The sequence below is a fragment of the Pseudomonas sp. LBUM1659 genome, assembly GCF_059716045.1.
The window spans coordinates 1,716,382-1,742,461 of the sequence record NZ_CP166797.1; the positions used below are offsets into that span (position 1 = coordinate 1,716,382).

Below are 26,080 nucleotides of genomic sequence, written 5' to 3' on the forward strand. Positions count from 1 at the left end.
GTCGACGAACGTGGTGGGTTGGTTATCCAACAAATGGGTCACCCGGTAACTCCAGTTGACGTTGCTCTCGAACATGTCTGGCGAACGGATCGCCTCCGAGTACAGGTGGTGTCGTCGAGCGTGCCGTTGAAACAGGTCTCGGAATCTGCCCGGTCGTAACGATAGTTCATGCCACTGACCAGTCGCAGACTGTCGGACAGGCTGAGGGTGAAGGAGAACCAAACGACACGTCATACCCTTGATCGTGATGAGTTGGGGCGCATGTTAACCGAGCCCGTTGACTTTTCCATTCACGATGCCGGCATTTTCCTCGGATTTATTGGTCTTCTTCCTACAAGTGTTGGTAATTGAAGCGGGGGCTGGCCGCCACGGGGCCGCTCCGTATAATGCCGACATCGCCACTGGTATGGATTAACGGATTGCATATGACTGAACAGCGCCCAATTGCGGTCCTGGGAGGCGGAAGTTTTGGTACCGCCGTGGCTAATTTGCTGGCCGAGAACGGGCATCAGGTCCGGCAGTGGATGCGTGACCCCGAACAGGCCGAGGCCATTCGGGTCAATCGCGAGAACCCGCGTTACCTCAAAGGCATCAAGATTCTTCCGGCAGTAGAACCGGTGACGGACCTGCAAGCCACGCTGGAAGCCTGCGATCTGTGTTTCGTCGCGCTGCCCTCCAGTGCATTGCGCTCGGTATTGGTCCCGCACACCGAACTGTTGAGCGGCAAACTGCTGGTCAGCCTGACCAAAGGCATCGAAGCCCACACGTTCAAGTTGATGAGCGAGATCCTCGAGGAGATCGCCCCCAAAGCGCGCATAGGCGTGCTGTCCGGACCGAACCTGGCCCGTGAAATCGCCGAGCACGCGCTGACCGCCACCGTGGTCGCCAGCGAAGACGAAGAGCTGTGCCAACGGGTTCAGGAAGCGCTGCATGGTCGGACATTTCGCGTGTACGCCAGCGCCGACCGGTTTGGCGTCGAACTGGGCGGGGCCCTGAAAAACGTTTACGCGATCATTGCCGGCATGGCGGTGGCGCTGGGCATGGGCGAAAACACCAAGAGCATGCTGATCACCAGGGCGCTGGCGGAAATGACCCGTTTTGCGGTGAATCAGGGCGCCAACCCGATGACCTTTCTCGGTCTTGCCGGTGTGGGCGATTTGATCGTCACCTGCTCGTCACCGAAAAGCCGTAACTACCAGGTCGGGTTTGCCCTGGGTCAGGGCTTGAGTCTGGAGGACGCGGTCACGCGTCTGGGTGAAGTGGCCGAAGGTGTGAACACGCTGAAAGTGCTCAAGGCCAAGGCTCAGGAGGTTGGCGTCTATATGCCGCTGGTCGCCGGGCTGCACGCGATCCTGTTCGAAGGGCGCACGCTTAATCAAGTGATTGAGCTGTTGATGCGCGGTGAACCGAAAACCGACGTCGACTTTATTTCAACCAGCGGTTTCAACTAAGCACGCTTTGCAAAAAAGCAGGGGAGCGCGACATGAACGATCCGAAATTAGAAGCCAGGTACGAATCCATCCTGCTGCGGGTGCTGTGGATGATCGTCTTCCTGTTGGTCTGGCAAGTGGCGCAGTTCATCCTTGGGGCGTTGGTGCTGGTGCAACTGATCTATCGTTTGTTCTATGGCGCCCCGAGCGCCAGCCTGATGAATTTCGGCGACAGCCTAAGCCAGTTCCTGGCGCAGATCGGGCGTTTCGCCAGCTTCCACAGCGACCAGAAACCCTGGCCGTTCGCCGACTGGCCGACGCCGCGTACACCGGAAGGTGAAGCGCCACATGTGGTGGCGCCCGCGCCGCATCCGGCCCGAGATGAGGAGCCCAAGCTATGAAACTCTGGGTATTGCGTCATGGTGAAGCTGAACCGTATGGCTCGCGTCCCGATTCGGAACGAGCACTGACCCCTCATGGTTGCGAAGAAGTGCTGCGCAGTGCAGCGCATTTGATCGGTCAGCCAATTACCGCGATTTACGCCAGCCCTTACTTGCGTGCGCAGCAAACCGCGCAGTTGGTGCGCGAAGCCCTCGGTTTCGAGCCGGAGATCCGCACGGTCGAGTGGCTGACCCCGGAAACCGATCCGGACAAGGTGGCCGAACAACTCGTGTCAGTGAGCAATGTCCTGTTGGTCAGTCACAACCCGCTGGTGGGGCACTTGCTGAGCTACCTGCAACATGGCACCGGGCATCCGCCTGAAAAAGTCTCCACCGCCGGGCTGGCCGAGCTCAAAGGTGATGAGTTGCTGATCGGGTCGATGAAGCTCAAGGGCATCAAACACCCATAACCACTTCGCTTTGGCTTTTTGTAGGAACCGGCTTGCTGGCGAAGATTTCCATGCGGTGTGCCAGACCCCCCGCCTTCGCTGGCAAGCCAGATCCGACAGGGGCGGCGGTGATGCTGATTTTTGTGTGGAAATAGTCAACCAAGCAACCGCTTGGTTGACTACGCTTGCTCCATAACAAAAATTCAGGAGCGAGTCGCATGTCTGCTGCTTTTCGTTTGCCGCTGGATGTTTTCTACGAACGCGAGGCCCGTCATCCGCGTCAGCGTTTTCTGGTCCAGCCCACGGGCGGCGGGCAGGTCGAGACCCTGTCCTGGGCCGACGTCGGCCATCAGGCGCGCTGCGCTGCGCATTGGCTGAGGGCTCGCGAACTGCCACAAGGCAGCCATATCGCTCTTATTTCGAAGAACTGTGCCCACTGGATCATCGCCGACCTGGCGATCTGGATGGCCGGGCATGTCTCTGTGCCGTTGTATCCCAACCTGACCGCCGAGTCGGTGGCTCAGGTGCTCGATCACTCCGAAGCGGCGCTGGCGTTTATCGGCAAACTTGATGACTGGCCGAGCATGTCCCGTGGCGTCAGCCCCGATTTGCCAACGATCAGTCTGCCGCTGCATCCACCGGGCACCTTCGATTTCAGTTGGGCCGATTTGCAGCGTAGCTCGCCCATCCAGGATGACCCCAAACCCTCCGCCGATCAGTTGGCGACCATCATTTACACGTCCGGCACCACCGGGCTGCCCAAAGGTGTCATGCACAGCTTCGGTAATCTGGGGTTTGCCACCACCCGCGGTACACAGCTGTTCGGTCTTAACGAGTCGGATCGATTGCTGTCCTATTTGCCGCTGTGCCACGTGGCCGAGCGGATGTTCGTCGAACTGGCCTCGATTTACACCGGGCAGACGGTGTTCTTTGCCGAGAGCCTCGACACCTTCCTGACGGATTTAAAGCGCGCACGGCCTACTGCCTTGTTCGGCGTGCCGCGGATCTGGACCAAATTCCAGATGGGCGTGTACAGCAAAATCCCGCAACAACGCCTCGATTTTTTGCTCGGACTGCCCTTCATCGGCAAGCGGATCGGGCATAAAGTCCTCGTCGGGTTGGGGCTGGATGCACTACGCGTCGCCTTGTCCGGCGCGGCGCCCGTGCCACAAACCTTGCTGCTGTGGTATCGCAAGCTGGGGTTGGATGTGCTTGAGGTTTACGGCATGACCGAGAGCTGCGGCTACTCCCACGTTTGCCGACCCGGCGAGAACAAACCCGGCTGGATCGGTAAGCCTTGCCCTGAGGTTGAAGTGCGGATCGCCGAGTCGGGCGAGGTCATGGTGCGCAGTGGCGCGACCATGCTCGGCTACTACAAGGAACCACAAAAAACCGCTGAAACCATCACCGAGGACGGCTTCCTGCGCACCGGCGACAAGGGCGAGCAGGATGCTGAAGGCAACCTGCGCCTGACCGGGCGGCTGAAAGAAATCTTCAAGACCAGCAAGGGCAAATATGTGGCGCCGGCACCGATCGAAAATCGCCTGGCGGTGCATTCGCGAATCGAGCAAGTGTGCGTGGTCGGTGATGGCTTGAGTGCGCCGCTGGGGCTGTGTGTGTTGTCGGCGGTCGGGCAGCAAGACGCCAGCGGGACGGCGAGGGCGGGGCTGCATTCAAGCCTCGAAAAACTGTTGGATGAGGTCAATGGCGTCCTCGACAAACATGAACGTTTGCGGCGTCTGGTGGTGGTCAAGGACAGTTGGGCCGTGGAAAACGGTTTCCTGACGCCGACCCTCAAGATCAAGCGTAACGTGATCGAAGCGGCTTACGGAGCCCGCTTCGAAGAATGGAGCGAGCGCAGCGAGGCGGTGCTGTGGCAGGATTGAGCGACGAACGACACCCACAAAGGAAAGCAGCGATGAGTCTGTGGCGTACCACTCCCAACATTGAGCAGTTGAACGCAATCCAGAAAAACACCATTGGCGAAGTGCTGGATATTCGCTTCGAAGCGTTCGACGAAGCGTCCCTGACCGCGAGCATGGTCATTGATCACCGCACTCACCAGCCTTACGGGCTGCTGCATGGCGGTGCCTCGGTGGTGCTGGCCGAGACGGTCGGTTCAATGGCCAGTTACCTGTGCATCGACACCAGCAAGTTTTACTGCGTGGGCCTGGAAATCAACGCCAACCATTTGCGCGGCCTGCGCAGTGGGCGAGTGTCCGCTGTGGTCACGCCGATCCACATTGGTCGCACGACGCACGTCTGGGATATCCGTTTGACCAGCGATGAAGGCAAGGCCAGTTGTGTGTCGCGCCTGACCATGGCGGTTGTACCGTTGGGCGAGAATCCGCCAACCCGGTAGTGGCGAGGGAGCTTGCTTGCGCGGGGCTGCGCCGCAGCCCCAATCGAGTTCCCCGATGGGTAGCAGGTGTATCACGCTTGCAGATCTACGACTGCTGCGCAGCCGAACGCGAGCAAGCTCGCTCGCCACAATCCTTGCGCCACATAGTCTTGACCGGACTGTCATCATTCCTGTCACTTACAGTCATTGCTGTCAGCCGTCGTCTTACGGACAATCAACGCCTGTTCTCGCTCATGGATTTGCCGGTATGTCGCAACAGATATTTTTCGCCCACGCCAATGGTTTTCCTTCAGGGACCTACGGCAAATTGTTCGCGGCGCTGGCGCCCGAGTATCAGGTGACGCATCTGGAGCAGCACGCTCATGACCCGCGTTTTCCGGCGGACGACAATTGGTACAACCTGGTGGATGAGCTGATCCATCACCTCAAGCAACAAGCGGAACCGGTGTGGGGCGTCGGCCATTCCTTTGGCGGTGTGCTGCATTTGCACGCGGCGCTGCGTTGCCCGGAGTTGTATCGCGGCGTGGTGATGCTCGACTCTCCGGTGCTGACCCTGACCGATCGATGGGTCATCCGCGCTGCCAAGCGTTTCGGTTTTATCGACCGCTTGACCCCGGCCGGTCGCACCCTGGGGCGCCGGGAAGAGTTCGCCGACATCGAAAGCGCCCGCCGCTATTTCGCGGGCAAAACCCTCTTCCGCAGTTTTGATCCGGAATGCTTTGATGCCTACCTGCAACATGGTTTGCAAAGGGTCGGGGACAAACTGCGCCTGCGTTTCAATCCGGCTACGGAAATCAGCATCTACCGTGGCGTGCCCCATACCAGCCCCGGTCGCACACGTCAGTTGAAAGTGCCGCTGGCGGTGGTGCGCGGGCACAAAAGCCGCGTGGTGATGCGTCATCATGCCAGCGCTGTCGGGCGCCTGCCGCTGGGTGAATCCTTGACCGTGCCGGGTGGTCACATGTTTCCTCTCGAACGTCCAAACGACACGGCCACGCTGCTGAAAACCCTGTTCAGCCGATGGGACGGTCGCAGCCAAAAGGATTGCGCATGAGCAATGCCGTCGAGGAAGTCCGTCTGAGCCTGCCGCACATCGAGTTGGCGGCGCACTTGTTCGGTCCTGAAGACGGCCTGCCGGTGATTGCGCTGCATGGCTGGCTGGACAATGCCAACAGCTTTGCCCGGCTGGCGCCCAAGCTCAAAGGCCTGCGCATCATCGCCCTGGACATGGCCGGTCACGGTCATTCCGGGCATCGCCCGCCCGGCGCCGGATACGCGATGTGGGATTACGCCCATGACGTGTTGCAAGTCGCCCAACAACTGGGCCTCAAGCGTTTTGCGCTGATGGGGCATTCCATGGGGGCAATCGCCTCGCTGATCATTGCCGGATCAATGCCGGAACGCGTCACTCACCTGGCCTTGATCGACGGCATCATTCCTCCTACAGACAAAGGCGAAAATGCGGCCGAGCGCATGGGCATGGCCCTGCAAGCGCAGCTGGATTTGCGAGAGAAACAAAAACCGGTCTACAGCTCCCTCGATCGCGCCATTGAAGCGCGCATGAAAGGGTTGGTGGCCGTCAGTCGCGAAGCGGCAGAGCTGCTGGCCCAGCGGGGCTTGATGCCGGTGCCGGGGGGTTACACCTGGCGCACCGACAACCGGCTGACGCTGCCTTCGCCGTTGCGCCTGACCACCGAACAGGCCATGGCGTTTGTCCAGCGGGTCAGTTGTCCTGCCAAACTGGTGGTCGCGGCGGACGGCATGCTCGCCAAACATCCCGAGTTGCTGGAGCGTCTACCCTTTAGCCGTGAACAGCTGCCAGGCGGTCATCATTTGCACCTGAATGACGAACCCGGCGCCGACCTTGTCGCAGACTGTTTCAATCGGTTCTTCGCCGTTCCTTGACTTGCGCCGGGCAACTGTCGAGGCTGGGCGGGTTGAAATGGGAGACAACCATGATAGATCTCTACACCGCTGCGACCCCGAATGGCCACAAGGTCTCTATCGTGCTCGAGGAACTCGGCCTGCCCTACACGGTGCATGCCCTGAGTTTCGACAAGAAGGAACAGAAGTCCGAGGACTTCCTCAAGATCAATCCCAATGGGCGGATTCCGGCGATTGTCGACCGCGCCAATGGCGATTTCGCCGTGTTTGAATCCGGCGCCATCCTGATTTACCTCGCTGAAATGACCGGCAAGCTGATGCCTCTGGACCCGAAAGGGCGCTCGGTGGTGTTGCAATGGCTGATGTTCCAGATGGGCGGCATCGGTCCGATGCAAGGGCAGGCCAACGTGTTTTTCCGCTACTTCCCGGAAAAACTCCAGGGCGCCATCGACCGCTATCAACATGAAACCCGACGCCTCTATGAAGTGCTCGATACCCGCCTGCAAACCGAAGAGTTTCTGGCCGGCGAGTACAGCATTGCCGATATCGCGACGTATCCGTGGGTCCGTGGTCATGAGTGGTCCGGGGTCGAGGTCGACGGGTTGACTGCCTTGCAACGCTGGATGGCGACCATGGAGGCGCGCCCTGCGGTGCAGCGCGGTTTGCTGGTGCCGGAACGCATCGACGATGCCAGCGTCGTCAAGGATGCCCAGGCCATGCTGATCCGATGAGCCTATACATGCGTTCACTCAGTCTGCTGGCGCTGTGTTGTTTCAGTCCTTTATCGTTGGCCGCCGATGTCCCCGGCAGTCAGGACCTGCCGATCCTGCCGCGCATGGAGGATGCGCAGATCGTCGATTATCGTCCGGCCGTCGAGCTTGAACGGATCTACCCGCTGGGTTCCATCCGCAAGATCAGCGGCCAGTTGCGCTTTGACGGTCAGGTCACGGCCCGTGGGCAAACCACGTCGGTCACCTACGAGTTGCCTCCGGAACACTCCTCCACCGAAGCCTTTACGGCCGCGCGTGAAGCCTTGCAAAAGCAGGGCGCCGAGTTGCTGTTCTGGTGCCAGGCCCGCGATTGCGGCGAAAGCAGTCTGTGGGCCAACGAAGTCTTCGGTAATGCCAAGCTCTACGGTGCCGACGATCAGCAGGCGTATTTGCTCCTGCGACTGGCGGCGCCGCAGGACAATTCGCTGGTGGCGCTTTACAGCATCACTCGCGGTAATCGCAAAGCCTATCTGCACGTCGAGCAATTCGATGCGTCGGCACCGTTGGGCGACCTGTTGCCGACTTCCGCCACGTTGCTGCGCCAGCTCAAAAGCACTGGTGTACTCGATTTTCCCAAATTGGTCGCTGATCCCGACGACACGTGGCTGCGTCTGATTTCTCGTGGGCTGAACCTGGACACCACCTTGCGAGTCAGTGTTTCCGGCGCCAAGGCTGAAGCCTGGCGCGAGGCACTGATTACCCAGGGCGTACGTGCGGCGCGAATGGAGGCCGGTAACGTCGAAGGCTCTGGCCTGCACATCGAGCTGTTGCGATAAGCTGTACAGGCGAACGCGGATGCGCGTTCGTCTACCCTTTTTTTGACTGACTTTTTTGAGACTTTACATGCCCAATAACGATCGCCTGTTGGTGCAGATTCTGCTCCTGGTGCTGTTTGGCGCGAGCTTCTGGGTGATGGCGCCCTTCTGGTCTGCGTTGTTCTGGGGCGCGGTGCTGGCGTTTGCCAGTTGGCCGTTGATGCGCTTGTTGACCCGTTGGCTCAATGGTCGTGAATCCCTGGCGGCAGCATTGCTGACCCTCGGCTGGATGGTGCTGGTGGCGGTGCCGCTGGTATGGCTGGGTTTCAACCTTGCTGATCATGTGCGTGACGCAACGGTGTTTATCAAGGATGTACAGGTCGATGGCCTGCCTGAAGCGCCGGCCTGGCTGGACAGCATTCCTTTGGTGGGCGCACGGCTGGTGGTGATCTGGAACAGCATCGATCAGCAAGGCGCCGCAATGATGGTGTCGCTCAAACCTTATCTGGGACAGGTCGGTAACTGGCTGCTGGCGCGCAGTGCGCAGATTGGTGGCGGTATTCTCGAACTGACACTGAGCATCGTGTTTGTGTTCTTTTTCTATCGCGACGGCCCACGGTTGGCGGTGTTTGTTCATGGGTTACTGGAGCGCCTGATCGGTCAGCGCGCCGAGTATTACATCGAATTGGTGGCGGGCACGGTGCAGCGGGTGGTGAACGGTGTGATCGGTACGGCAGCGGCGCAAGCGGTGCTGGCGTTGATCGGGTTCCTGATTGCCGGGGTGCCTGGTGCATTGGTGCTGGGCATCGTGACCTTCTTGCTCAGTCTGATTCCGATGGGGCCACCGCTGATATGGATCCCGGCCACCGCCTGGTTGGCCTGGAAGGGTGAGTACGGAATGGCAGTGTTTCTGGGGATCTGGGGCACGTTCATCATCAGCGGCGTGGACAACGTGCTGAAACCTTACCTGATCAGTCGGGGCGGGAATCTGCCGTTGGTAATTGTGCTGCTGGGGGTGTTTGGCGGGTTGATTGCGTTTGGCTTTATCGGGTTGTTTATCGGCCCGACATTGTTGGCCGTGGCTTATAGCTTGCTGACTGACTGGAGCAAGAGTCAGGCGCGGGTGGAAGATCGTCGGCCTTAAAGTGTTTGTTGCGGTTCCAAAAGACTAGTCTTGCATGAACGCCGATGACGAATTACCGATCATCGGGTCCCGCAGCGCCGCTGGTTCCGCTACAATGCGCGCCGATTTCGTCCTGCCTGAGAGCCCGCACATGTCCGTCTGCCAGACTCCTATCATCGTCGCCCTGGATTTCCCCACCCGTGACGCCGCACTGAAGCTGGCCGATCAGTTGGACCCCAAACTGTGCCGGGTAAAAGTCGGCAAGGAACTGTTCACCAGCTGCGCTTCGGAAATTGTCGGCACCCTGCGCGACAAGGGTTTCGAAGTGTTCCTGGACCTGAAATTCCACGACATCCCGAACACCACCGCCATGGCCGTCAAAGCTGCAGCGGAAATGGGCGTGTGGATGGTCAACGTCCATTGCTCCGGCGGCCTGCGCATGATGGCGGCCTGCCGTGAAGTGCTGGACCAGCGTACCGGTCCTAAACCGCTGCTGATCGGTGTGACCGTGCTGACCAGCATGGAACGTGAAGACCTGGCGGGTATCGGTCTGGACATCGAGCCGCAGGAACAAGTGCTGCGCCTGGCCGCACTGGCGGAAAAAGCCGGGATGGACGGTCTGGTGTGTTCGGCGCTGGAGGCCCAGGCCTTGAAGTCGGCGCACCCGTCGCTGCAACTGGTGACCCCTGGCATTCGTCCGGCGGGCAGTGCGCAAGACGATCAACGCCGCATCCTGACCCCGCGCCAGGCGCTGGACGCCGGTTCCGATTATCTGGTGATTGGCCGTCCGATCAGCCAGGCGGCAGATCCGGCCAAGGCACTCGCCGCCGTAGTGGCCGAACTCGCCTGACCAAACGCTGAGGATCCCATGTGGGAGCGGGCTTGCTCGCGAAGAGGGAGTGTCAGTCGACATAATGTTGACTGACATACCGCTTTCGCGAGCAAGTCGAATCGTCGCATCGCCGCTCCCACATTGGGTTTGTGGTGCATTCGAATAATCGGTTAAACCTTCAACACCAACTTCCCGAAATTCTCGCCGCTGAACAATTTCATCAGCGTCTCCGGGAACGTCTCCAGTCCGTCAACAATGTCTTCCTTGCTCTTGAGTTGCCCCTTGGCCATCCAGCCGGCCATTTCCTGCACGGCGGCGGCGAACTGGGCGGCGTAGTCCATCACGACAAAACCTTCCATCCGCGCGCGGTTGACCAGCAGCGCCAGGTAATTGGCCGGGCCCTTGACCGCTTCCTTGTTGTTGTACTGGCTGATAGCGCCGCAAATCACCACGCGCGCCTTCATGTTCAGTCGGCTCAGCACCGCATCGAGGATGTCACCGCCGACGTTATCGAAATACACGTCGACCCCATTCGGGCATTCGCGTTTAAGACCGGCGATGACGTCTTCATTCTTGTAGTCGATGGCGCCGTCAAAACCCAACTCGTCGATCAGGAACTGACATTTGTCTGCGCCGCCGGCAATCCCGACCACGCGGCAACCTTTGATCTTGGCGATCTGCCCGGCAATGCTGCCCACCGCGCCGGCAGCGCCCGACAGCACCACGGTGTCACCGGCTTTCGGCGCGCCGACGTCGAGCAGGGCGAAGTAGGCGGTCATCCCGGTCATGCCAAGGGCGGACAAGTAGCGCGGCAATGGCGCCAGTGTCGGATCAACCTTGTAGAAACCTCGTGGTTCGCCGAGGAAGTAATCCTGCACGCCGAGGGCACCGTTAACGTAGTCCCCGACCGCAAACCCTGGATTATTCGAGGCAACGACTTTGCCGACGCCCAAGGCGCGCATCACTTCACCCAATCCAACCGGCGGAATGTAGGACTTGCCCTCGTTCATCCAGCCGCGCATGGCCGGGTCCAGGGACAAGTATTCGTTTTTCACCAGAATCTGCCCCGCCGCCGGCTCGCCGACCGGTACTTCCTGATAGGTAAAGGTCTCGCGGGTTGCTGCGCCCACCGGACGTTTGGCGAGCAGGAACTGGCGATTGGTCTGGGTAGTCATGACAGGCACTCAAGATGAATGAAGCCTTGTTGATAACCCTTCATGATCAATGCCGCAAGTTTGGCTGATGCGGCGAATGCACATCGATCCAGTGCAGTGATAGTCGGGGTCGGTGTTTTATCACTGTCACTCATGGCCGCCCAACCGGCCTTCTGATAGTGCTGCCGTGCTGAAGCCCTCTATGCCTAGACTGAAACCAGGCAATCCCCCCGTATTCTTCTCATCGAGGACATAACAATGAGCATGACGTTTTCCGGTCAGGTCGCCGTGGTGACTGGCGCTGCCAACGGTATTGGCCGCGCGACCGCCCAGGCATTCGCTGCCGAAGGGTTGAAGGTCGTGGTCGCCGATCTCGACACCGCTGGCGGCGAAGACACCGTGGCGCTGATTCGCACCGCGGGCGGCGAAGCGACCTTCGTGCGTTGCAACGTCACGCTGGAAAGCGATGTAAAAAATCTGATGGACGAAGTGGTGAATACCTACGGCCGTCTGGACTATGCCTTCAACAATGCCGGCATCGAGATCGAGAAAGGCAAACTCGCCGAAGGCACGCTCGATGAGTTCGATGCGATCATGGGCGTCAACGTCAAAGGCGTCTGGCTGTGCATGAAGTATCAATTGCCCTTGTTGCTGGCCCAGGGCGGCGGTGCGATCGTCAACACCGCTTCGGTGGCGGGCTTGGGGGCTGCACCGAAGATGAGTATTTACGCGGCTTCCAAACATGCGGTGATCGGGCTGACCAAGTCGGCGGCCATCGAATACGCCAAGAAAAAGATTCGCGTGAATGCGGTATGCCCGGCAGTGATCGACACCGACATGTTCCGCCGTGCCTATGAAGCGGACCCGAAGAAGGGCGAGTTTGCCAACGTCATGCACCCTGTGGGTCGCATCGGCAAAGTCGAGGAAATTGCCAGCGCCGTGCTGTATCTGTGCAGCGATGGCGCAGCGTTCACCACCGGCCATTCGCTGGCGGTGGATGGGGGCGTTACGGCGTTTTGACGTCAGGCACTTCAACGTAGGAAAAAACCCGTACTTGTGCGGGTTTTTTTACAGTTCCGTGACGGGGCTGGGCAATGTGTTTCAAAGGGTTAGAACCGAGGGATTTAGCGGCGTTGTCGCACATCTCATCCAGCGCTCCTGTGATTAACTGTTTCCCGCAAAACGGACAGGAGTGTGCTTGCTCATGGAATTGAGAATCGATCGACAGGCATTGGTGCCGGTCGTGCAGCAAATCGTCGACGCGTTGGCCGGCTGGCTCCGTCAGGACGGGGTAGTGCCGGGGACGCGTTTGCCTTCTGCGCGGCAAATTGCACGGGCCAATTTGCTCAGTCAATCCTGCGTCGTCGAAGCCTGTGAACGTCTGGTGGCACAAGGCGTGCTGGCGCCGCGTCAGGGTGCGGGTTTCATGGTTGCCCTACCAGTGCAGGGCACTGTGGGGCGACAGGATTGCCCTTGGTTCGAGGGGGCGGACGTCATGCAGGAGGGCGCCTCGGGCGAACTCAAACTGGGTTGTGGCGGCCTGCCCGAAAACTGGCGTGAAACAGACGACTTGACCTACGCCATTCGCCAAGTGAGCCGCACCGACATGGCCGGGTTGTTCAACTACAGCACGCCACTGGGTTTGCCTGCCTTGCGTGAGCAGATCCTCAAACGTCTCCAGCCACTCGACATCGAAGTGGATGAACGACGGATTCTGACCACGACAGGGGCTACTCACGGGCTCGATCTGATCGTGCGTACGTTGCTCAAACCGGGGGATTGCGTGGTGGTGGAAAGTCCGGGGTATTCGCTGTTGTTCGATCTGCTCAGGCTGAACGGCGTGACGATGATCGAGGTGCCGCGCACCCCCCGCGGGCCTGACACGCAGGCGCTTGAAGCGTTGTTGCTGAAGTACAGGCCTCGTGCGCTGTTTATCAATAGCTTCTATCACAACCCGACGGGCAGCAACCTGGCACCCATGGTGGCACAGCAGGTGCTGCAATTGACCAAAGCCCATGGCGTGCTGGTGATCGAAGATGACGTCTTTGCCGATTTGCACAGCGGTCCCGGCACTCGTCTCGCGGCATTGGGAATCGACGACAATGTCATCTACGTCGGCAGCTTCTCTAAAACCCTCAGCAGTTCATTGCGCGTCGGCTTTGTCGTGGCCAATGAAGCGGTTGTTTCGCGACTGGCCAAGGTCAAGATGACCAGCAGCATGGGCGCCTCTCGGTTCTGCGAATCTGTGCTGGCTTGCCTCCTGGCCAGCGGCGCGTATCGCAAATTGGTCCAGCGTCAGCGCCAGCGATTGAACACCGACAGAGAGGCCGCATTGCAAGTGCTCGAAGATGCCGATTGGGAAGTTTTCGGCAAGCCGGTGGGTGGGCTGTTCATCTGGGCGCGATCACGCAGGTCCGACTTCGCTCAGGTACGCACACACGCCCGACGTTTCGGGGTGCTGCTGTCTTCTGTTACAGCATTCAGCCCCGGCGGTGAGGCCACGGACTGGCAGCGCATCAATGTGGCGTATGCCTGTGATCCTCGGGCCCGGGCATTTTTTCAGGCCACCGCTCTGAATCGACCTCGGGCGTTCTGAAAACGACGCGGGCGTAGCTTTTTGCCATTATTGTGGCGCCAGAGACTTGTGCTGGCACAGGCCCGTTGCGACCCTGCGTGAACAGACTATGTCAGGGGACTATGCGCAATGATTTCGGCCGTGCAAGGACGTTTTGCCAACCTCGGTATGGCAAACAAAATGGGTGTCGGGTTCGTACTGGTGCTGTTGTTGACAGCGCTGGTCGCCGCCATCGGCGTATGGTCCCTGCAAACCATCAGTCAGCGCTTCGATGGGCTCAAGCAGATGTCGTCGCTCAATAGTGGCTTGCTCAAGGTGCGACTGCTTGAGCAGGAGTACGCCTTGCACGGCAACCCGAAAACCGCCGATGCACTGCACGAGGGCGTTGACGGCCTGATTGCTCTGGCGACGCGGCTCAAGGCGGCATCGACGGTTAACGTGCCAGTGATGAATGACGTCGAGCAGTCGCTGGGCGCTTATCGCAAGGCGTTCGATGAGTTCGTCTCGCTGAGTCAGGCCAAGGACCTGGCGCTCGAAATGGCCAGTTGGTCGGTATCCAGCGTGGCCAATAACCTTGATGTGCTGCAAGCCGGCCTGGCCGATGACGGCGTCTATACCTTGAAGCAATCCGAGGGCAAGGATGGTGGGCAATTCATCGAGCAGGCCAGTCAGGTCAGCCAGGTCTCGCGGTTGATGTTGCAAGCGATGAACGAAGCGCGCGTGCGTCTGGACCAGAGTCGCAAGGGCGACGACAGCGCCGGTCAAGGCAAGATCGAGCAGGCGGATCAGGCGCTGACTCAGGCCGAACAGCTAAAAACCACGGTCAAGGACGAGGGCTATCAGACGGTCCTCAATGAAGTCACTGGCCACATCGGCAGTTTCAGCGAAAAACTCACGGAGTACACCGGGCTGTTGGCCCAGGAGAAAACCGTCTACGAACAACTGCACCAGCGCGCCGCGCAAGTGGTGGAGCGGGTGGATCAGGCCTATGTCGCCGAAGACCGGTCGATGCAGGCCGAGCTGAAAAAGAACTCGTTGCTGATCCTCGGTTCATCGGCCCTGGCGTTGCTGGTCGGATTGGTGGCGGCGTGGGTGATTACCCGGTTGATCGTGGCACCGCTGCGCAGTGTGATCCGTGTGGCGCAGCAGATCGCCGCGGGTGATTTGAGTGCGACGGTTGAAGTGACCCGCCGTGACGAGATCGGCCAATTGATGCAGGCGATGCAACAAATGGGTGCCGGGCTCAGCAGTATCGTCAGTGGCTTGCAGGCCGGTATCGAGCAATTGGCGAATTCTGCGCATTCGCTGTCGGCGGTGACCGAGCAGACCAACCTGGAAGTCAGCAGCCAGAAAGAAGAAACCGAGCAGGTCGCCACGGCGATGAACCAGATGACCGCGACGGTACACGACGTGGCGCGTAACGCCGAGGAGGCCGCCCAGGCTGCGCAGACGGCGGATGGCAAGGTTGAAAGTGGTCAGCAAGTGGTGCGCCAGAGCATGGTGCGCATCGAGCAGCTGGCGGATTCGGCGACGTCGGCCAGCTCCAGCATCGAAAGCTTGAGTGCAGAGATCCAGAACATCGGTACGGTGCTCGGCGTGATCAAAAGTGTCGCCGAGCAGACCAACCTGTTGGCGCTCAATGCGGCGATCGAGGCCGCACGGGCTGGCGAACAGGGCAGGGGCTTTGCCGTGGTGGCTGATGAAGTTCGGGCGCTGGCCAAGCGTACCCAGCAATCGACCGAGGAAATCGAACGTCTGGTCAGTGCCTTGCGCTTGGCCGCTCAGTCGTCGGTAAAGCAGATTCAGAACAGTGGCGAACTGGTGAAGCTGGCGGTCAGTGATGCGTTGCAGACCGAGAGTGCGTTGGGGAGTATTGCGGCGGCGGTATCGTTGATTCAGCAGATGAACCAGCAGATTGCCGCAGCAGCCGAGCAACAGAGTTCAGTGGCTGAGGAGATTAATCGCAGCGTCACGAGTATCCGCGCGAGTGCGGATCAGTCATCGCTGGCGATGCAGGGCAACGCGGCATCGAGCATTGAACTGGCTCAGCTGGGAGTTGAGTTGAAGGGAATGGTGGGGCACTTCCGGCTCTGAGAAGCCCCGCGGTCAGTGTGGAAGCTGGCGTGTCGGGTCGCCGCATCGCTGCGACAGCGGCCTGACAGCCGACCAGTCTTTCCCGAATGTACTCCCCATCAAACCCAACCAAAAAAAAAGCCACCTTCGCAGGTGGCTTTTCTATTTGCGCTGATCAGTCGTAGATCACTTTCTTTTTCCAGTCGGCATCGGCCTCGACGTCTTTGAGGCCTACGTTCAACTGGTTTGCCTCATCCTCAACCGCAGCGATGTTGTCCATCACCATCGCATTGGCGCGAACCAGGAGTTTCTCCAGGTACTCCAGCTGCTCGGCGTAGACTTGTGGCTCCTGTTGTTTGCGCAGGTACTGCACGCCGCGTTCGAACGCCAGACGCGCCTGACCCGGCTGGTTCTGTTGCAAGCAATGCTGGCCGAGGTTGTTGAAGAACTCGATGTGCAGCAGCACCAGAATATGGCGGACTTCGCGGATCCAGCGCTTGGCTTCGTTGGTCGGCAGGAAACCGTCCTGGGCGGCGCGGGTGATTTGGCCATGCAGGGCTTCGAGCAGGAAGCGTACATCCTTGGCCTTGGCTTCGGTCTGGATCGGTGCCGGCGGGTTGTTGACCGGGATCGATTCGCCCTGAGCAGCAAGGGCCTCCAGCTCGGTAATCCGCGTCTTGAGGTTGGCGCTGGTTTTTTCCAGGTTGAGCAGGCGCAGGCAGACGTTGAGTTCCAGGCGGGTCAACAACAGCTTGAGTGCCGGTGTCATCAACTGACCGGGAAAGGTCTCAGTGATTTCGCCGCAGCGGCGCAGGCGGTCGTTAAGCTCAACCTTGGTGCGGGCCTTTTCCAGCTTGTTGTTTTCCACCACATGGTTCATGTAGCCAATGGCGATCAATAGTGCAATGCCGACTACGACGAGCAGGGTGATCATGAGTGGTGTCACCGGTAAGACCTCTTATAGGGTTCGCGTTCGAGAGTAGTGGCTTGGCATTGGGGCGCATAGGCCGCTCGACCCACTTGAATCAGCTATGGCCCATCTATGTATCGGCCGTTGTTCTGCTTAGATAAATGGTGGCGAATAGGTTTCGGGTTGCCATCATCTTGACGGCATGGACTATAGCGCCTTGATGGATGTCGGAAAATAGGCGTCAAAGGTCTGTCTGCGCAAAAGCCTGAAACGTGTCTGAAAGCAGGGCGAAGTCATTGATTTAAATAAATTTATAACTGGGGGTTGACGACCCCTCAATCCATCCATAGAATGCGCGCCACTTACAGCGTAAAGCACACAGCGAAACGCGGTAGGGAGTGAATGTTGTACGTGTGTCCCCTTCGTCTAGTGGCCTAGGACACCGCCCTTTCACGGCGGTAACAGGGGTTCGAGTCCCCTAGGGGACGCCAATGCGGGAATAGCTCAGTTGGTAGAGCACGACCTTGCCAAGGTCGGGGTCGCGAGTTCGAGTCTCGTTTCCCGCTCCATTTTTAAGCAGCGTTGCTTTCGGGCAGCGTTGAGTGAAACCAGAACCGACATCTTCGGATGCGGATTTGGGCACTGAAATACACACCATGTGTTTCAGTTAGCGTGTCCCCTTCGTCTAGTGGCCTAGGACACCGCCCTTTCACGGCGGTAACAGGGGTTCGAGTCCCCTAGGGGACGCCATTTGCGGGAATAGCTCAGTTGGTAGAGCACGACCTTGCCAAGGTCGGGGTCGCGAGTTCGAGTCTCGTTTCCCGCTCCATATTTAACAAAAACGCCGCTCAGCAATGAGCGGCGTTTTTGTTTGTGCATTTTTATGGCACAACAAAAAAGGACCTTCGGGTCCTTTTCTGTTTGGACCCGCCGCATGGCGGGTCCGGCAAGCGATCAGAGCTTCGGCAACTGCCCGATACGCCCCATCATTTCGGTCACGATTTGCAAGTCCAGCAGGAACTGGTCGACTGTCTTGAACTCGTTATCGGTGTGGCCGGTGTATTTCACCTCGGGCCGGGCCAAGCCGAATTGCACGCCATTGGGCAGTTCATGCACCGAGGTGGCGCCGGCAGAGGTGCCGTACTTGTGTTCCATGCCCAGGTTTTCGCTGGCCACGGCCAACAGCGCCTTGACCCATTCGCCTTCAGGGTTGCGGTACATCGGCTCGGCGATCGAGTACTCGAAAGATGCCGCTACGTGGGTCTTCTTGCTCCAAGCGCCAATTTTTTCGGCGATTTCGGCCTTGAGTGCTTCCGGGGACTTGCCCTTCGGCACGCGCAGATTGACCGCAAGCTTGAAGGTTTTGTCATCCATCCCGACAAAGGTCAGGGAAGTGGTCAGCGGCCCCATGAAGTCATCGGCAAAACCGACACCCAGTTTGCCGCCCAGGTAATCCAGCCCCCAGTTATCGGCGGCGTAGCGGGCAGCGTCGGTGATGTGGTTGTGCTTGAGCGCGACTTTTCCGTCGAGGCTGTTGATGAAGTCCAGCATCCTCGACACCGGGTTGACGCCAGACTCGGGCTCGGAGGAGTGGGCGGAAACGCCGGTCACCGTGAGCTTGACCTCTTTGTCGACGACCTTGGCGCTCACCTCGAAGTCGCCACCATTGTGCTTGGCATACTCGCTACCGGCCTTTTGCAGAATGGCGGCCAATTCGGCAGGCTGGTCACTCACCAGGGTCGCGACCGAAGCCGACGGAATCTGGTTGGTGGCCAGGCCGCCGGTCATTGAGGTGATTTCCGCGCCTTTGCCTTCGCCATTGCGTCGGGCAAAGCTGGCCATGACGGTGCCGTAGCCTTTTTCGGCGATGACCACCGGGTAGCCGCCATCCAGTGCCAGGTTGTAGTTGGGCGTCGGGTTGTGTTCGAAGTAATAGGGGATAGCGTCGCCGGTGGTTTCTTCGGTGGTGTCGACCAGCAGCTTGAAGTTCCTCGCCAGCGGCAGCTTCTCTTCCTTGATGACCTTCATGGCATAGAGCGCCACCACGATACCGTTCTTGTCGTCCTCGGTGCCGCGACCATACATGCGGTCACCGATCAGGGTGACCTTGAACGGATCAAGTCGGGTGCCGTCTTTCAAGACCCAATTCTCCGGCGTCACAGGCACCACGTCGGCGTGCGCGTGAATGCCGACCACTTCATCGCCGCTGCCCTCGATGGAAATTTCATAGACGCGGTTGTCGATGTTGCGGAAGTTCAGGTTAAAGGACTGGGCAAGGCCCTTGATCTTGTCGGCGATCTTGATGAATTCGGGATTGTCGTGCTGAGCAACGCCTTCAACCTGGAAGGTCGGGATTGCTACCAGCTCACGCAAGGTCTCGGTGGCCGCAGCGCCGTATTTCACTCGCGCATAGAGGCCCAGCAGACGATGGATCTCGTTCTGCTGTTCAGGGGTAAGCGTCTTGTTGTCCTGGAAAGCACTGATGGCCGGGCCGAGGTTGGCGGTTTTGGCCAAGTCGCTTTTGGCCACGCCCGCCAGGAACTGCCTGAAATTCGTGGCTGAGGCGTCACTGAAACTCTTGAGAAGGGTGGCGCTCTGTTGCGGGGTGATGTTGGCGTGAGCGGCGACGGAAAACGACGAAAGGCTGGCCAGAATCAGGGTCGACGCGGCCAGATGCTTGAATGAAAAGTCCATTGTTGGAGGCATTCCTTTGCAGGCAATTTGTGGGAAGTGTCTGATCGATTGGTCAGACACTTTTCCAACCTAACACCACGAAGGAGTAAAAGGGGAGACCTTGAAGCAGGATCTGTCGCACAGAAACGCAAAAGCGACGCAGATATGAAAAAGGCCCACCAGTCAGACTGGGCGGACCTTTTGCGTGGGTGCAGGTTTTACATCGACAGAATCAGGCGCCCGGCGAACAGGATCAGAATCACCCCCATCATCCGTTCAAACCAATGCCCCATGCGCATAAACAGTAAGCGCACCCGGGCACTGGAAAAGAACAGCGCGACGATCACAAACCACAGCGCATTCACAAAACACATCCAGATTCCATACAGCGCCTGGACTTTCAGAGGCGTCGTGGCGCTGATGATGGTGGTGAAAATCGCCAGGAAAAACAGCGTCGCCTTGGGGTTGGTCGCGTTGGTCAGAAACCCGGTGGTAAATGCCTTCAACAGCGTTTGTTCGGCGACGGGCTCGTCCGAGCCTTTATCGCCCTCAAGCGCAGACTTGGGTTTGCTGCGCAACAGGCTGACACCAAGGTACAAAATGTAGGCGCCGCCCGCGACCTTGGCCACCGTCAACAGCCAAGGCGTCGTATGCATCAGCGCGCCGACCCCGAGCAGGGTGTACAGCACGTGCACGGAAATCCCCGCGCCGATACCCAACGCCGTACAGATGCCCACCAATCGGCCGAAACGCACGCTCTGACGAATAGTCACGGCGAAATCCGGCCCGGGTGCGACCACGGCCAGAAAGTGAATAGTCGCCAGCGCCAGAAATTCGCCCAGGTAATTCGAAAGCATCTCAACTCCAAAAGGTAAGGGGGGAAGCATTGCCGCGGTAGCCGACAAAGAACGAAAGGCTCAGTCGCGGATCCGCCACGCCCGGAGTCACCGAGTGCATGCGGCGCGAATTGAACATGATGAAATCGCCTGGCTCAGGGCGAATCTCCAGGGTCGGAGGGCCTAGCAGGGCGGGGTCGATGCCGTAACTGTCGCCGCGCATATCGTTGAACTGATCCGGCGAAATGTCGTCGTCCCACATCTGCAGCGCACCGCCCTCGGTCGGCATGTTCAGGTAAACGTTGCAGGCGAACTGCGCTTCCAGGCTTCTGGCCTGGTAACTGTCCGGGGCGTCCTTGGCGAAAATGTCGTGGTGGGCGAGGAAGCACACCCCCGGTTTCACCACCCGCGACAGCCCGACGTACATCTTGCGGCCGTAGAGGTTTTCCAGGTGCGCACCCGCCGGCCAGGATTCATCGAGCATGCAGCGCAGGGTGTCGACCGGGGACGAATAGGGCGCGCAACGGTTACGCAACTCCGCAATGTTGCGTGTGGCGCTTTCGAAGTAGTCCTCGATCAGTAGCGGCTGGTTTTCCGCTTCATAAAACGCCATGCCGATGCGGCCAATGCTCGGCGCATTGATATAGCCTTCGAAGCCCGGGGCGAGGATCTTGTCGCCAATCTGAATTGCCAGCGGCGGGGGCAGCAAGCCCTTGACGCGGATGGCGAGGACTTCTTCATTGACCAGTTTTTTTATGCACGTCTCATCGAGACGCTCGACGTCAAGCATCATGTCTTAGGTCCATCTATCAGATAGGCAACAGAACCCGCGAGCGCAGACTCCCCCGGCGTCAAGCGATGACGGTGCCGCCATCGCCCAAATACTCAATCCACGGTGTAGTGGACTGACAGCGTTCCCTTCTTCAATGAAAGGGACGCGATCGTGACCGTGCCAAGCTCCTTCAGGCTACGTACATGGGTGCCGCCGCAGCCGTAGGCGGGCAGCTCACCGAAACCGATTTCCCGGGCGCCTTCGCGCAACGACGTCAGACGCGGATAATCCTGGGTAACCCACTGTTCGAGGCCGAGTTGAATGGTTTGGGCATCGACGTCCTGTGCGCATTCCAGCGCCTTGAACTGCACGCGGCCTTCGCCCGGCCAGTGATGCGCCTTGATCGGCATCCAGCCCTTGGCCTGGACGAAGTGGCCGATCAGATGCCCGGCTGAATGCATGCGTGTATTGAACTGACGACGCTCCCCGTCCACCCGAATCAGGGTCATGCCGGGTGTTACCGGTTGGTCGACAAAATGAATGATCCGGTCAGGGTCCTGGGTGACCCGCAGTACCTGGCTATCGCCGATCCAGCCCGTATCAAAGGGCTGTCCGCCACCTTGGGGGTGAAACAGCGTGGCGCGCAGTACAACAGCAAATTCGTTCTCGTAGGGCGTGCAATCCAGGACTTCCACATTAGCCTTCAGGTCATCACTATGGAAAAAGAGGCGAAGCGTCATATTCCATGCCCTTATTAAAGTTTCTATTTTTATTATATGAAGCGTGGAATTGCGTGATAATCCGTTCAATCATCAAAGGACTGTTGCGCTGTGAGCATAAATCTTCCGCTACCGCTGCTCGGTGAAATGGCGATTTTCGTCAAGGTGGTCGAGACCGGCAGCTTTTCTGAAGCGGCCCGTCAACTGGGCACTTCTCCTTCGGCGGTCAGTCGTAGCATTTCGCGTCTGGAGAAGGCGCTAGCCACGCGTCTGCTGCAACGAACCACGCGTAAATTGCGCTTGAGCGATGGGGGCGAAGAGGTATTCAAGCGCTGCCAGGAAATGGTCAGCGCCGCCAAATCGGTGATGGAAATCAGCGGGCAGTTCACCCATGAAGCTGAAGGGTTGGTGAGGGTCAGCGTGCCCAAGGCTGTGGGTCGTTTTGTCATTCACCCGCATATGCCGGAGTTTCTGCGGCGTTATCCCAAAGTCGATGTGGAGTTGTTGCTTGAGGATCGGCAGGTGGATCTGATCGACGACAACGTTGATCTCGCCATCCGTATTACCGATCGACCACCTGCGGGTCTGGTTGGGCGGCAGTTATTGACCATCGACCATTTGCTCTGTGCCACGCCGCAATACCTGGCAGAACATGGCACCCCGACCCATCCCCATGACTTGCTCAACCATAGTTGTATCTACCTCGGCGAAACTCCGAGCGATGCGCGCTGGAAGTTCAAGAAAGGCACCAAAGCGGTCACGGTCGGCGTGCGTGGCCGGTATGCCGCCAATCACACCGGTGTGCGATTGGGCGCGGTATTGCAGCACATCGGCATTGGCAGTCTGCCGTATTTCACGGCGCGTTATGCGCTGGAGCAGGGGTTGATCGTGCAGGTGTTACCGGACTGGACTTTTCTGGCGTCGTACCACGGCGGCGCCTGGTTGCTGCATTCGCCGACGCGTTATCTGCCGCCGAAATTGCGGGTGTTTATCGACTATCTGGTTGAGTGTCTGGAGAAGGAGCCGACCTTGAGCAAACCGGGTAAGTCGGGCAAGGTCGCGGCGGAATATGAGTTGCCTGAGAGTGATGGGTTGCTTTGAAGGGGCTCTTCGCGGGCAAGCCCGCTCCTGAATTGGAACGTGGCCACCTGTGGGAGCGGGCTTGCCCGCGATGGCGTCCTTACAGACACTACATCACCCCGCCACAAAAAAGGCCCGCATGTTCAACCATGCGGGCCTTTTGTATAACTGATCGGGGATCAGTGCTTGGCGTCGTCGTTCGACATCGCCAGCAGTTGTTTTTCCTGGTTCCAGTCAAACGGTTCGTCGTTCTGTTCAGCTTCGAAGCGACGTTCTTCCAGCGCCTGATACAGATCGATTTCATCATCGGGCATGTAATGCAGGCAGTCACCGGCGAAGTACCACAGCAGGTCGCGCGGGACCAGATGGGCAATTTGCGGGTAGCGGGTGATCACCTGGCAGAGAATGTCCTGGCCCAGGTATTGGCTTTCGATTGGATCGACCGGCAGCAACGCACGCAGTTCGTCGAAGCGCTCCAGGAATAAGGCATGGCTTTCTTCGGGAACCTGTTCGGCCTCACCCACGGCGACCAGGATGCTGCGCAAGTGGTCAAGCAAGACAAGATGGTCGGCAACGACGTTGGACACGAGATAAGTCCTCAAGAGCAAAACGGGCGCGGGAGTATAAAGCGCCTGCGCCCATTTTGCATTGGCGTACATGTATGGCTGGATCAGCGGACCTTTCCTTGCGCCAGCGCCAACTCTTCTTTATCGAAATCATCGACATCAATTACCTTGCGCCGCGCCGCTTCGGCGGTACGCAGGGTCTGCGCTTCCACTGCCTGCAATACGCCTGCCTCCAGCGCTGCATCGATGACGTGCTCCCCGGCAGCCGGTTTGAGCTGGCCACTTTTGATCGCCATGTGCAGTTTTTTCTGCAGGGGTTGCGCTGCATTGAGCAAATTGCAGGCGTGTTGCAAAGCCCCGACGGCGTCATCGGCCGATTGCGGTCGATAGCAACCGCCCAGCAACTCTTCGAGTGTCGGGTCGCCCTTGGCGCGGCCAATCACGGCAGCCACTTCGGCGCCTAGTTTGTCCGATGGCCCTTTGTGTCGACGGCCGAACGGGAACACGATCACCCGCAACAGGCAACCCAGCACCTTGTTCGGGAAGTTGGTCAGCAATTCATCCAGCGCACGTTCCGACTGGCCAAGACTTTCCTCCATGGCCCAGGTAAACAGCGGCGCCATGTGCTCCGGTGAATCGAGATCGTGGTAACGCTTGAGGGCGGCAGAGGCGAGGTACAGGTTGCTGAGCACATCCCCCAGGCGTGCCGACAGGCGTTCGCGACGTTTCAGTTCTCCGCCCAGCAGCATCATGCTCAGGTCTGCCAGCAGGGCGAACGCCGCGGCCTGGCGGTTGAGCGCCCGGAAGTAACCCTGACTGAGCTTGTTGCCCGGCGTGTGTTCGAAGTGTCCGAAACCCAGGTTCAGCACCAGCGTGCTGGCGGCGTTGCTCACGGCAAAACCGATGTGCTTGAGCAACAGACCATCGAACTCGGTGAGCGCCTGGTCCTTGTCTTCGCGGCCAGCGAGGGCCATTTCCTTGAGCACGAACGGATGGCAGCGAATCGCCCCCTGGCCGAAGATCATCAGGTTGCGCGAAAGAATGTTCGCGCCTTCCACGGTGATGAAAATCGGCGCGCCATTCCAGCTGCGGCCGAGGTAGTTGTTCGGCCCCATGATGATGGCTTTACCGCCGTGAACATCCATCGCATGGCTGATGCACTCGCGGCCGCGTTCGGTGAGGTGGTACTTGAGAATCGCCGACAGCACCGAGGGTTTCTCGCCCAGATCCACTGCGTTGGCGGTCAACATGCGCGCCGCGTCCATCATCCAGGCGTTGCCGCCGATGCGCGCCATGGCTTCCTGAATGCCTTCGAACGCTGACAGTGGGACGTTGAACTGTTCGCGAACCTGCGCGTACTGACCGGTCACCAGGCTGGTGAACTTGGCCGCGCCGGTGCCGACTGCCGGCAACGAAATGGAACGCCCGACCGACAGGCAATTCATCAGCATCATCCAGCCTTTGCCGAGCATTTCCTGGCCGCCGATGAGGAAGTCGAGCGGCACGAACACATCCTTGCCGGAGTTGGGGCCGTTCATGAACGCGGCACCCAGCGGCAAGTGGCGACGACCGATTTCCACGCCTGCGGTGTCCGTTGGGATCAGGGCCAGGCTGATGCCCAGGTCTTCTTCGTCGCCCAGCAAATGATCCGGGTCATAGGCCTTGAAGGCGAGGCCGAGCAGGGTGGCTACCGGGCCGAGGGTGATGTAACGCTTTTCCCAGTTCAGGCGCAGGCCGAGGGTTTCCTTGCCTTCCCATTCACCTTTGCAGATGACCCCGGTGTCGGGCATTGCCCCGGCGTCGGAACCGGCCAGCGGGCCGGTCAACGCGAAGCAGGGAATGTCGTCGCCGCGCGCCAGTCGAGGCAGGTAATGGTTGCGTTGTTCGTCGGTGCCGTAATGCAGCAGCAGCTCCGCCGGACCGAGGGAATTGGGGACCATCACGGTGGAGGCGAGGTCGCCGCTACGGGTCGCCAGTTTCATGGCAACTTGTGAGTGCGCATAGGCAGAGAAACCTTTGCCGCCAAATTCTTTGGGAATGATCAGCGCGAAGAAGCCGTTCTCCTTGATGTGCGTCCAGGCTTCGGCGGGCAGGTCCATGTCTTGCCCGATTTGCCAGTCGGTGACCATGGCGCAGAGCTCTTCGGTCGGGCCGTCGATGAAGGCCTGTTCCTCTTCGCTCAGTTGGGCTTTTGGATAGGACAGCAATTTGTCCCAGTCGGGGCGGCCGCTGAACAGTTCGCCGTCCCACCACACGGTGCCGGCATCAATGGCGTCGCGTTCGGTTTGCGACATCGGCGGCAGGGTTTTCTGGAACCAGTTGAACAGCGGCGCGCTGAAGAACTTGCGACGCAGGTCGGGCAGCAACAATGGCGCCGCAACGGATGCGATCAACACCCAGAAGATCAGCAGCAGCCAACCGGGCGCGCGGCCGAAAGCGCCCATTGCCACCACGTAAACGGCAACGATGCAAAGAGCGGGAAGGGGAGCGATGCGACGATGGGCTAACCAGGCAATCCCGACAACCAGAACCAGTATCCACAACAGCAGCATATTTAATCCTCCGTGAACCAGGGTAAAACCAACCTTCAGAGCTTAGACGGCATCCGCCAAACAGGGTGGTCAGAGCGATGTGATTGAAATCGTGGGAAACCTTGGATGAAATTTGTAGGCCCGGTTGGCAACACGCTCGGGAAATCGTTCGTTTCCTACGCGGCGATGCGCCCAAGTTTGGCCGA

The 26,080-nt window shown here is 59.2% G+C and carries 23 protein-coding genes, 4 tRNA genes and 2 pseudogenes; 20 read left to right on the plus strand and 9 right to left on the minus strand.

Annotated features, from left to right (window positions below; genetic code table 11):
- Positions 1-30: 30 nt before the first annotated feature.
- Positions 31-209 (minus strand): annotated as a pseudogene (locus tag ACA048_RS07725) (hypothetical protein); the annotation flags it as partial.
- Positions 210-425: 216 nt separating this feature from the next.
- Between ACA048_RS07725 and ACA048_RS07730 the strand changes: the two are divergent.
- The 11 genes from ACA048_RS07730 to pyrF all read left to right on the plus strand — a co-directional run bounded on the left by ACA048_RS07730 (position 426) and on the right by pyrF (position 10,003).
- A complete protein-coding gene (locus ACA048_RS07730; protein WP_497628621.1) occupies positions 426-1,451 on the plus strand; it encodes an NAD(P)H-dependent glycerol-3-phosphate dehydrogenase in 1,026 nt (341 codons plus the stop codon).
- 32 nt (positions 1,452-1,483) lie between these two features.
- The gene (locus ACA048_RS07735; protein WP_497628622.1) at positions 1,484-1,831 is read left to right on the plus strand and encodes a DUF4389 domain-containing protein; all 348 of its coding nucleotides are present in this window, start codon (positions 1,484-1,486) and stop codon (positions 1,829-1,831) included.
- Positions 1,828-2,280 (plus strand): phosphohistidine phosphatase SixA, encoded by a 453-nt coding sequence (gene sixA / locus ACA048_RS07740; RefSeq protein ID WP_497628623.1) that lies wholly within the window; start codon positions 1,828-1,830, stop codon positions 2,278-2,280. The genes ACA048_RS07735 and sixA overlap by 4 nt, the downstream gene beginning before the upstream one ends.
- Before the next feature lie 197 nt (positions 2,281-2,477).
- Positions 2,478-4,145, plus strand: coding sequence for an AMP-binding protein (locus ACA048_RS07745; protein WP_497628624.1), 1,668 nt, complete (start codon positions 2,478-2,480; stop codon positions 4,143-4,145).
- Positions 4,146-4,177: 32 nt separating this feature from the next.
- Positions 4,178-4,621, plus strand: a complete 444-nt coding sequence (locus ACA048_RS07750) for a hotdog fold thioesterase (RefSeq protein WP_497628625.1) — start codon at positions 4,178-4,180, stop codon at positions 4,619-4,621.
- Between the two features lie 247 nt (positions 4,622-4,868).
- On the plus strand, positions 4,869-5,675 hold the full coding sequence (locus tag ACA048_RS07755; RefSeq protein ID WP_497628626.1) for an alpha/beta fold hydrolase: 807 nt from the start codon (positions 4,869-4,871) through the stop codon (positions 5,673-5,675).
- On the plus strand, positions 5,672-6,526 hold the full coding sequence (locus ACA048_RS07760; RefSeq protein ID WP_497628627.1) for an alpha/beta hydrolase: 855 nt from the start codon (positions 5,672-5,674) through the stop codon (positions 6,524-6,526). Before ACA048_RS07755 ends, ACA048_RS07760 begins: the two co-directional genes overlap by 4 nt.
- A 50-nt stretch (positions 6,527-6,576) precedes the next feature.
- Positions 6,577-7,236 carry a glutathione S-transferase family protein gene (locus ACA048_RS07765; RefSeq protein ID WP_497628628.1) on the plus strand — a complete coding sequence of 220 codons (660 nt, stop codon included), beginning with the start codon at positions 6,577-6,579 and terminating at the stop codon, positions 7,234-7,236.
- An 8-nt stretch (positions 7,237-7,244) separates the two neighbouring features.
- Positions 7,245-8,051, plus strand: coding sequence for a DUF4892 domain-containing protein (locus ACA048_RS07770; protein WP_497628629.1), 807 nt, complete (start codon positions 7,245-7,247; stop codon positions 8,049-8,051).
- A gap of 67 nt (positions 8,052-8,118) precedes the next feature.
- On the plus strand, positions 8,119-9,174 hold the full coding sequence (locus ACA048_RS07775; RefSeq protein WP_497628630.1) for an AI-2E family transporter: 1,056 nt from the start codon (positions 8,119-8,121) through the stop codon (positions 9,172-9,174).
- Positions 9,175-9,304: 130 nt separating this feature from the next.
- Complete coding sequence (gene pyrF / locus ACA048_RS07780; protein ID WP_027924005.1) at positions 9,305-10,003, plus strand: orotidine-5'-phosphate decarboxylase; 699 nt, start codon at positions 9,305-9,307, stop codon at positions 10,001-10,003.
- Between the two features lie 152 nt (positions 10,004-10,155).
- On the opposite strand, the gene ACA048_RS07785 is transcribed toward pyrF, so the two are convergent.
- Positions 10,156-11,160 carry an NADP-dependent oxidoreductase gene (locus ACA048_RS07785; protein WP_497628631.1) on the minus strand — a complete coding sequence of 335 codons (1,005 nt, stop codon included), beginning with the start codon at positions 11,158-11,160 and terminating at the stop codon, positions 10,156-10,158.
- Positions 11,161-11,397: 237 nt separating this feature from the next.
- On the opposite strand from ACA048_RS07785, the gene ACA048_RS07790 reads away from it, so the two are divergent.
- The 4 genes and pseudogenes from ACA048_RS07790 (at position 11,398) to ACA048_RS07805 (ending at position 15,808) form a co-directional block, all read left to right on the plus strand.
- Entirely contained in the window at positions 11,398-12,159 is a 762-nt protein-coding gene (locus ACA048_RS07790) for an SDR family oxidoreductase (RefSeq protein WP_497628632.1), read from the plus strand.
- Between the two features lie 184 nt (positions 12,160-12,343).
- Complete coding sequence (locus tag ACA048_RS07795) at positions 12,344-13,735, plus strand: aminotransferase-like domain-containing protein (RefSeq protein WP_497628633.1); 1,392 nt, start codon at positions 12,344-12,346, stop codon at positions 13,733-13,735.
- A gap of 159 nt (positions 13,736-13,894) precedes the next feature.
- Positions 13,895-14,947 (plus strand): annotated as a pseudogene (locus tag ACA048_RS07800) (HAMP domain-containing protein); the annotation flags it as partial.
- A complete protein-coding gene (locus ACA048_RS07805) occupies positions 14,945-15,808 on the plus strand; it encodes a methyl-accepting chemotaxis protein (RefSeq protein ID WP_497629820.1) in 864 nt (287 codons plus the stop codon). The pseudogene ACA048_RS07800 and the gene ACA048_RS07805, both read left to right, overlap by 3 nt.
- Positions 15,809-15,962: 154 nt before the next feature.
- On the opposite strand, the gene ACA048_RS07810 is transcribed toward ACA048_RS07805, so the two are convergent.
- Positions 15,963-16,733 carry a hypothetical protein gene (locus ACA048_RS07810; protein WP_497628634.1) on the minus strand — a complete coding sequence of 257 codons (771 nt, stop codon included), beginning with the start codon at positions 16,731-16,733 and terminating at the stop codon, positions 15,963-15,965.
- A gap of 379 nt (positions 16,734-17,112) precedes the next feature.
- Here ACA048_RS07810 and ACA048_RS07815 point away from each other — a divergent pair.
- From ACA048_RS07815 to ACA048_RS07830, 4 genes are all read left to right on the plus strand, one after another.
- Positions 17,113-17,188: transfer RNA gene (locus ACA048_RS07815), tRNA-Glu, on the plus strand.
- Positions 17,189-17,190: 2 nt separating this feature from the next.
- Positions 17,191-17,266: transfer RNA gene (locus ACA048_RS07820), tRNA-Gly, on the plus strand.
- A gap of 105 nt (positions 17,267-17,371) precedes the next feature.
- Positions 17,372-17,447, plus strand: a tRNA-Glu gene (locus ACA048_RS07825).
- 3 nt (positions 17,448-17,450) lie between these two features.
- Positions 17,451-17,526: transfer RNA gene (locus ACA048_RS07830), tRNA-Gly, on the plus strand.
- A 125-nt stretch (positions 17,527-17,651) separates the two neighbouring features.
- On the opposite strand, the gene ACA048_RS07835 is transcribed toward ACA048_RS07830, so the two are convergent.
- The 4 genes from ACA048_RS07835 to ACA048_RS07850 all read right to left on the minus strand — a co-directional run bounded on the left by ACA048_RS07835 (position 17,652) and on the right by ACA048_RS07850 (position 21,718).
- The gene (locus ACA048_RS07835; protein ID WP_497628635.1) at positions 17,652-19,391 is read right to left on the minus strand and encodes a dipeptidase; all 1,740 of its coding nucleotides are present in this window, start codon (positions 19,389-19,391) and stop codon (positions 17,652-17,654) included.
- 197 nt (positions 19,392-19,588) lie between these two features.
- Positions 19,589-20,227, minus strand: a complete 639-nt coding sequence (locus ACA048_RS07840) for a LysE family translocator (RefSeq protein WP_497628636.1) — start codon at positions 20,225-20,227, stop codon at positions 19,589-19,591.
- Position 20,228: 1 nt separating this feature from the next.
- A complete protein-coding gene (locus ACA048_RS07845) occupies positions 20,229-20,999 on the minus strand; it encodes a 2OG-Fe(II) oxygenase (protein ID WP_497628637.1) in 771 nt (256 codons plus the stop codon).
- A 92-nt stretch (positions 21,000-21,091) separates the two neighbouring features.
- Entirely contained in the window at positions 21,092-21,718 is a 627-nt protein-coding gene (locus ACA048_RS07850) for an alanyl-tRNA editing protein (protein WP_497628638.1), read from the minus strand.
- A 90-nt stretch (positions 21,719-21,808) separates the two neighbouring features.
- Here ACA048_RS07850 and ACA048_RS07855 point away from each other — a divergent pair, with 90 nt between their 5' ends.
- Positions 21,809-22,798 carry a LysR family transcriptional regulator gene (locus ACA048_RS07855; RefSeq protein ID WP_497628639.1) on the plus strand — a complete coding sequence of 330 codons (990 nt, stop codon included), beginning with the start codon at positions 21,809-21,811 and terminating at the stop codon, positions 22,796-22,798.
- Positions 22,799-22,956: 158 nt separating this feature from the next.
- Here the strand turns inward: ACA048_RS07855 and ACA048_RS07860 are convergent, their stop codons facing one another.
- On the minus strand, positions 22,957-23,364 hold the full coding sequence (locus tag ACA048_RS07860) for a PA2817 family protein (RefSeq protein ID WP_007945767.1): 408 nt from the start codon (positions 23,362-23,364) through the stop codon (positions 22,957-22,959).
- A gap of 83 nt (positions 23,365-23,447) precedes the next feature.
- Complete coding sequence (locus ACA048_RS07865) at positions 23,448-25,895, minus strand: acyl-CoA dehydrogenase (RefSeq protein ID WP_497628640.1); 2,448 nt, start codon at positions 25,893-25,895, stop codon at positions 23,448-23,450.
- Positions 25,896-26,080 lie beyond the last annotated feature (185 nt).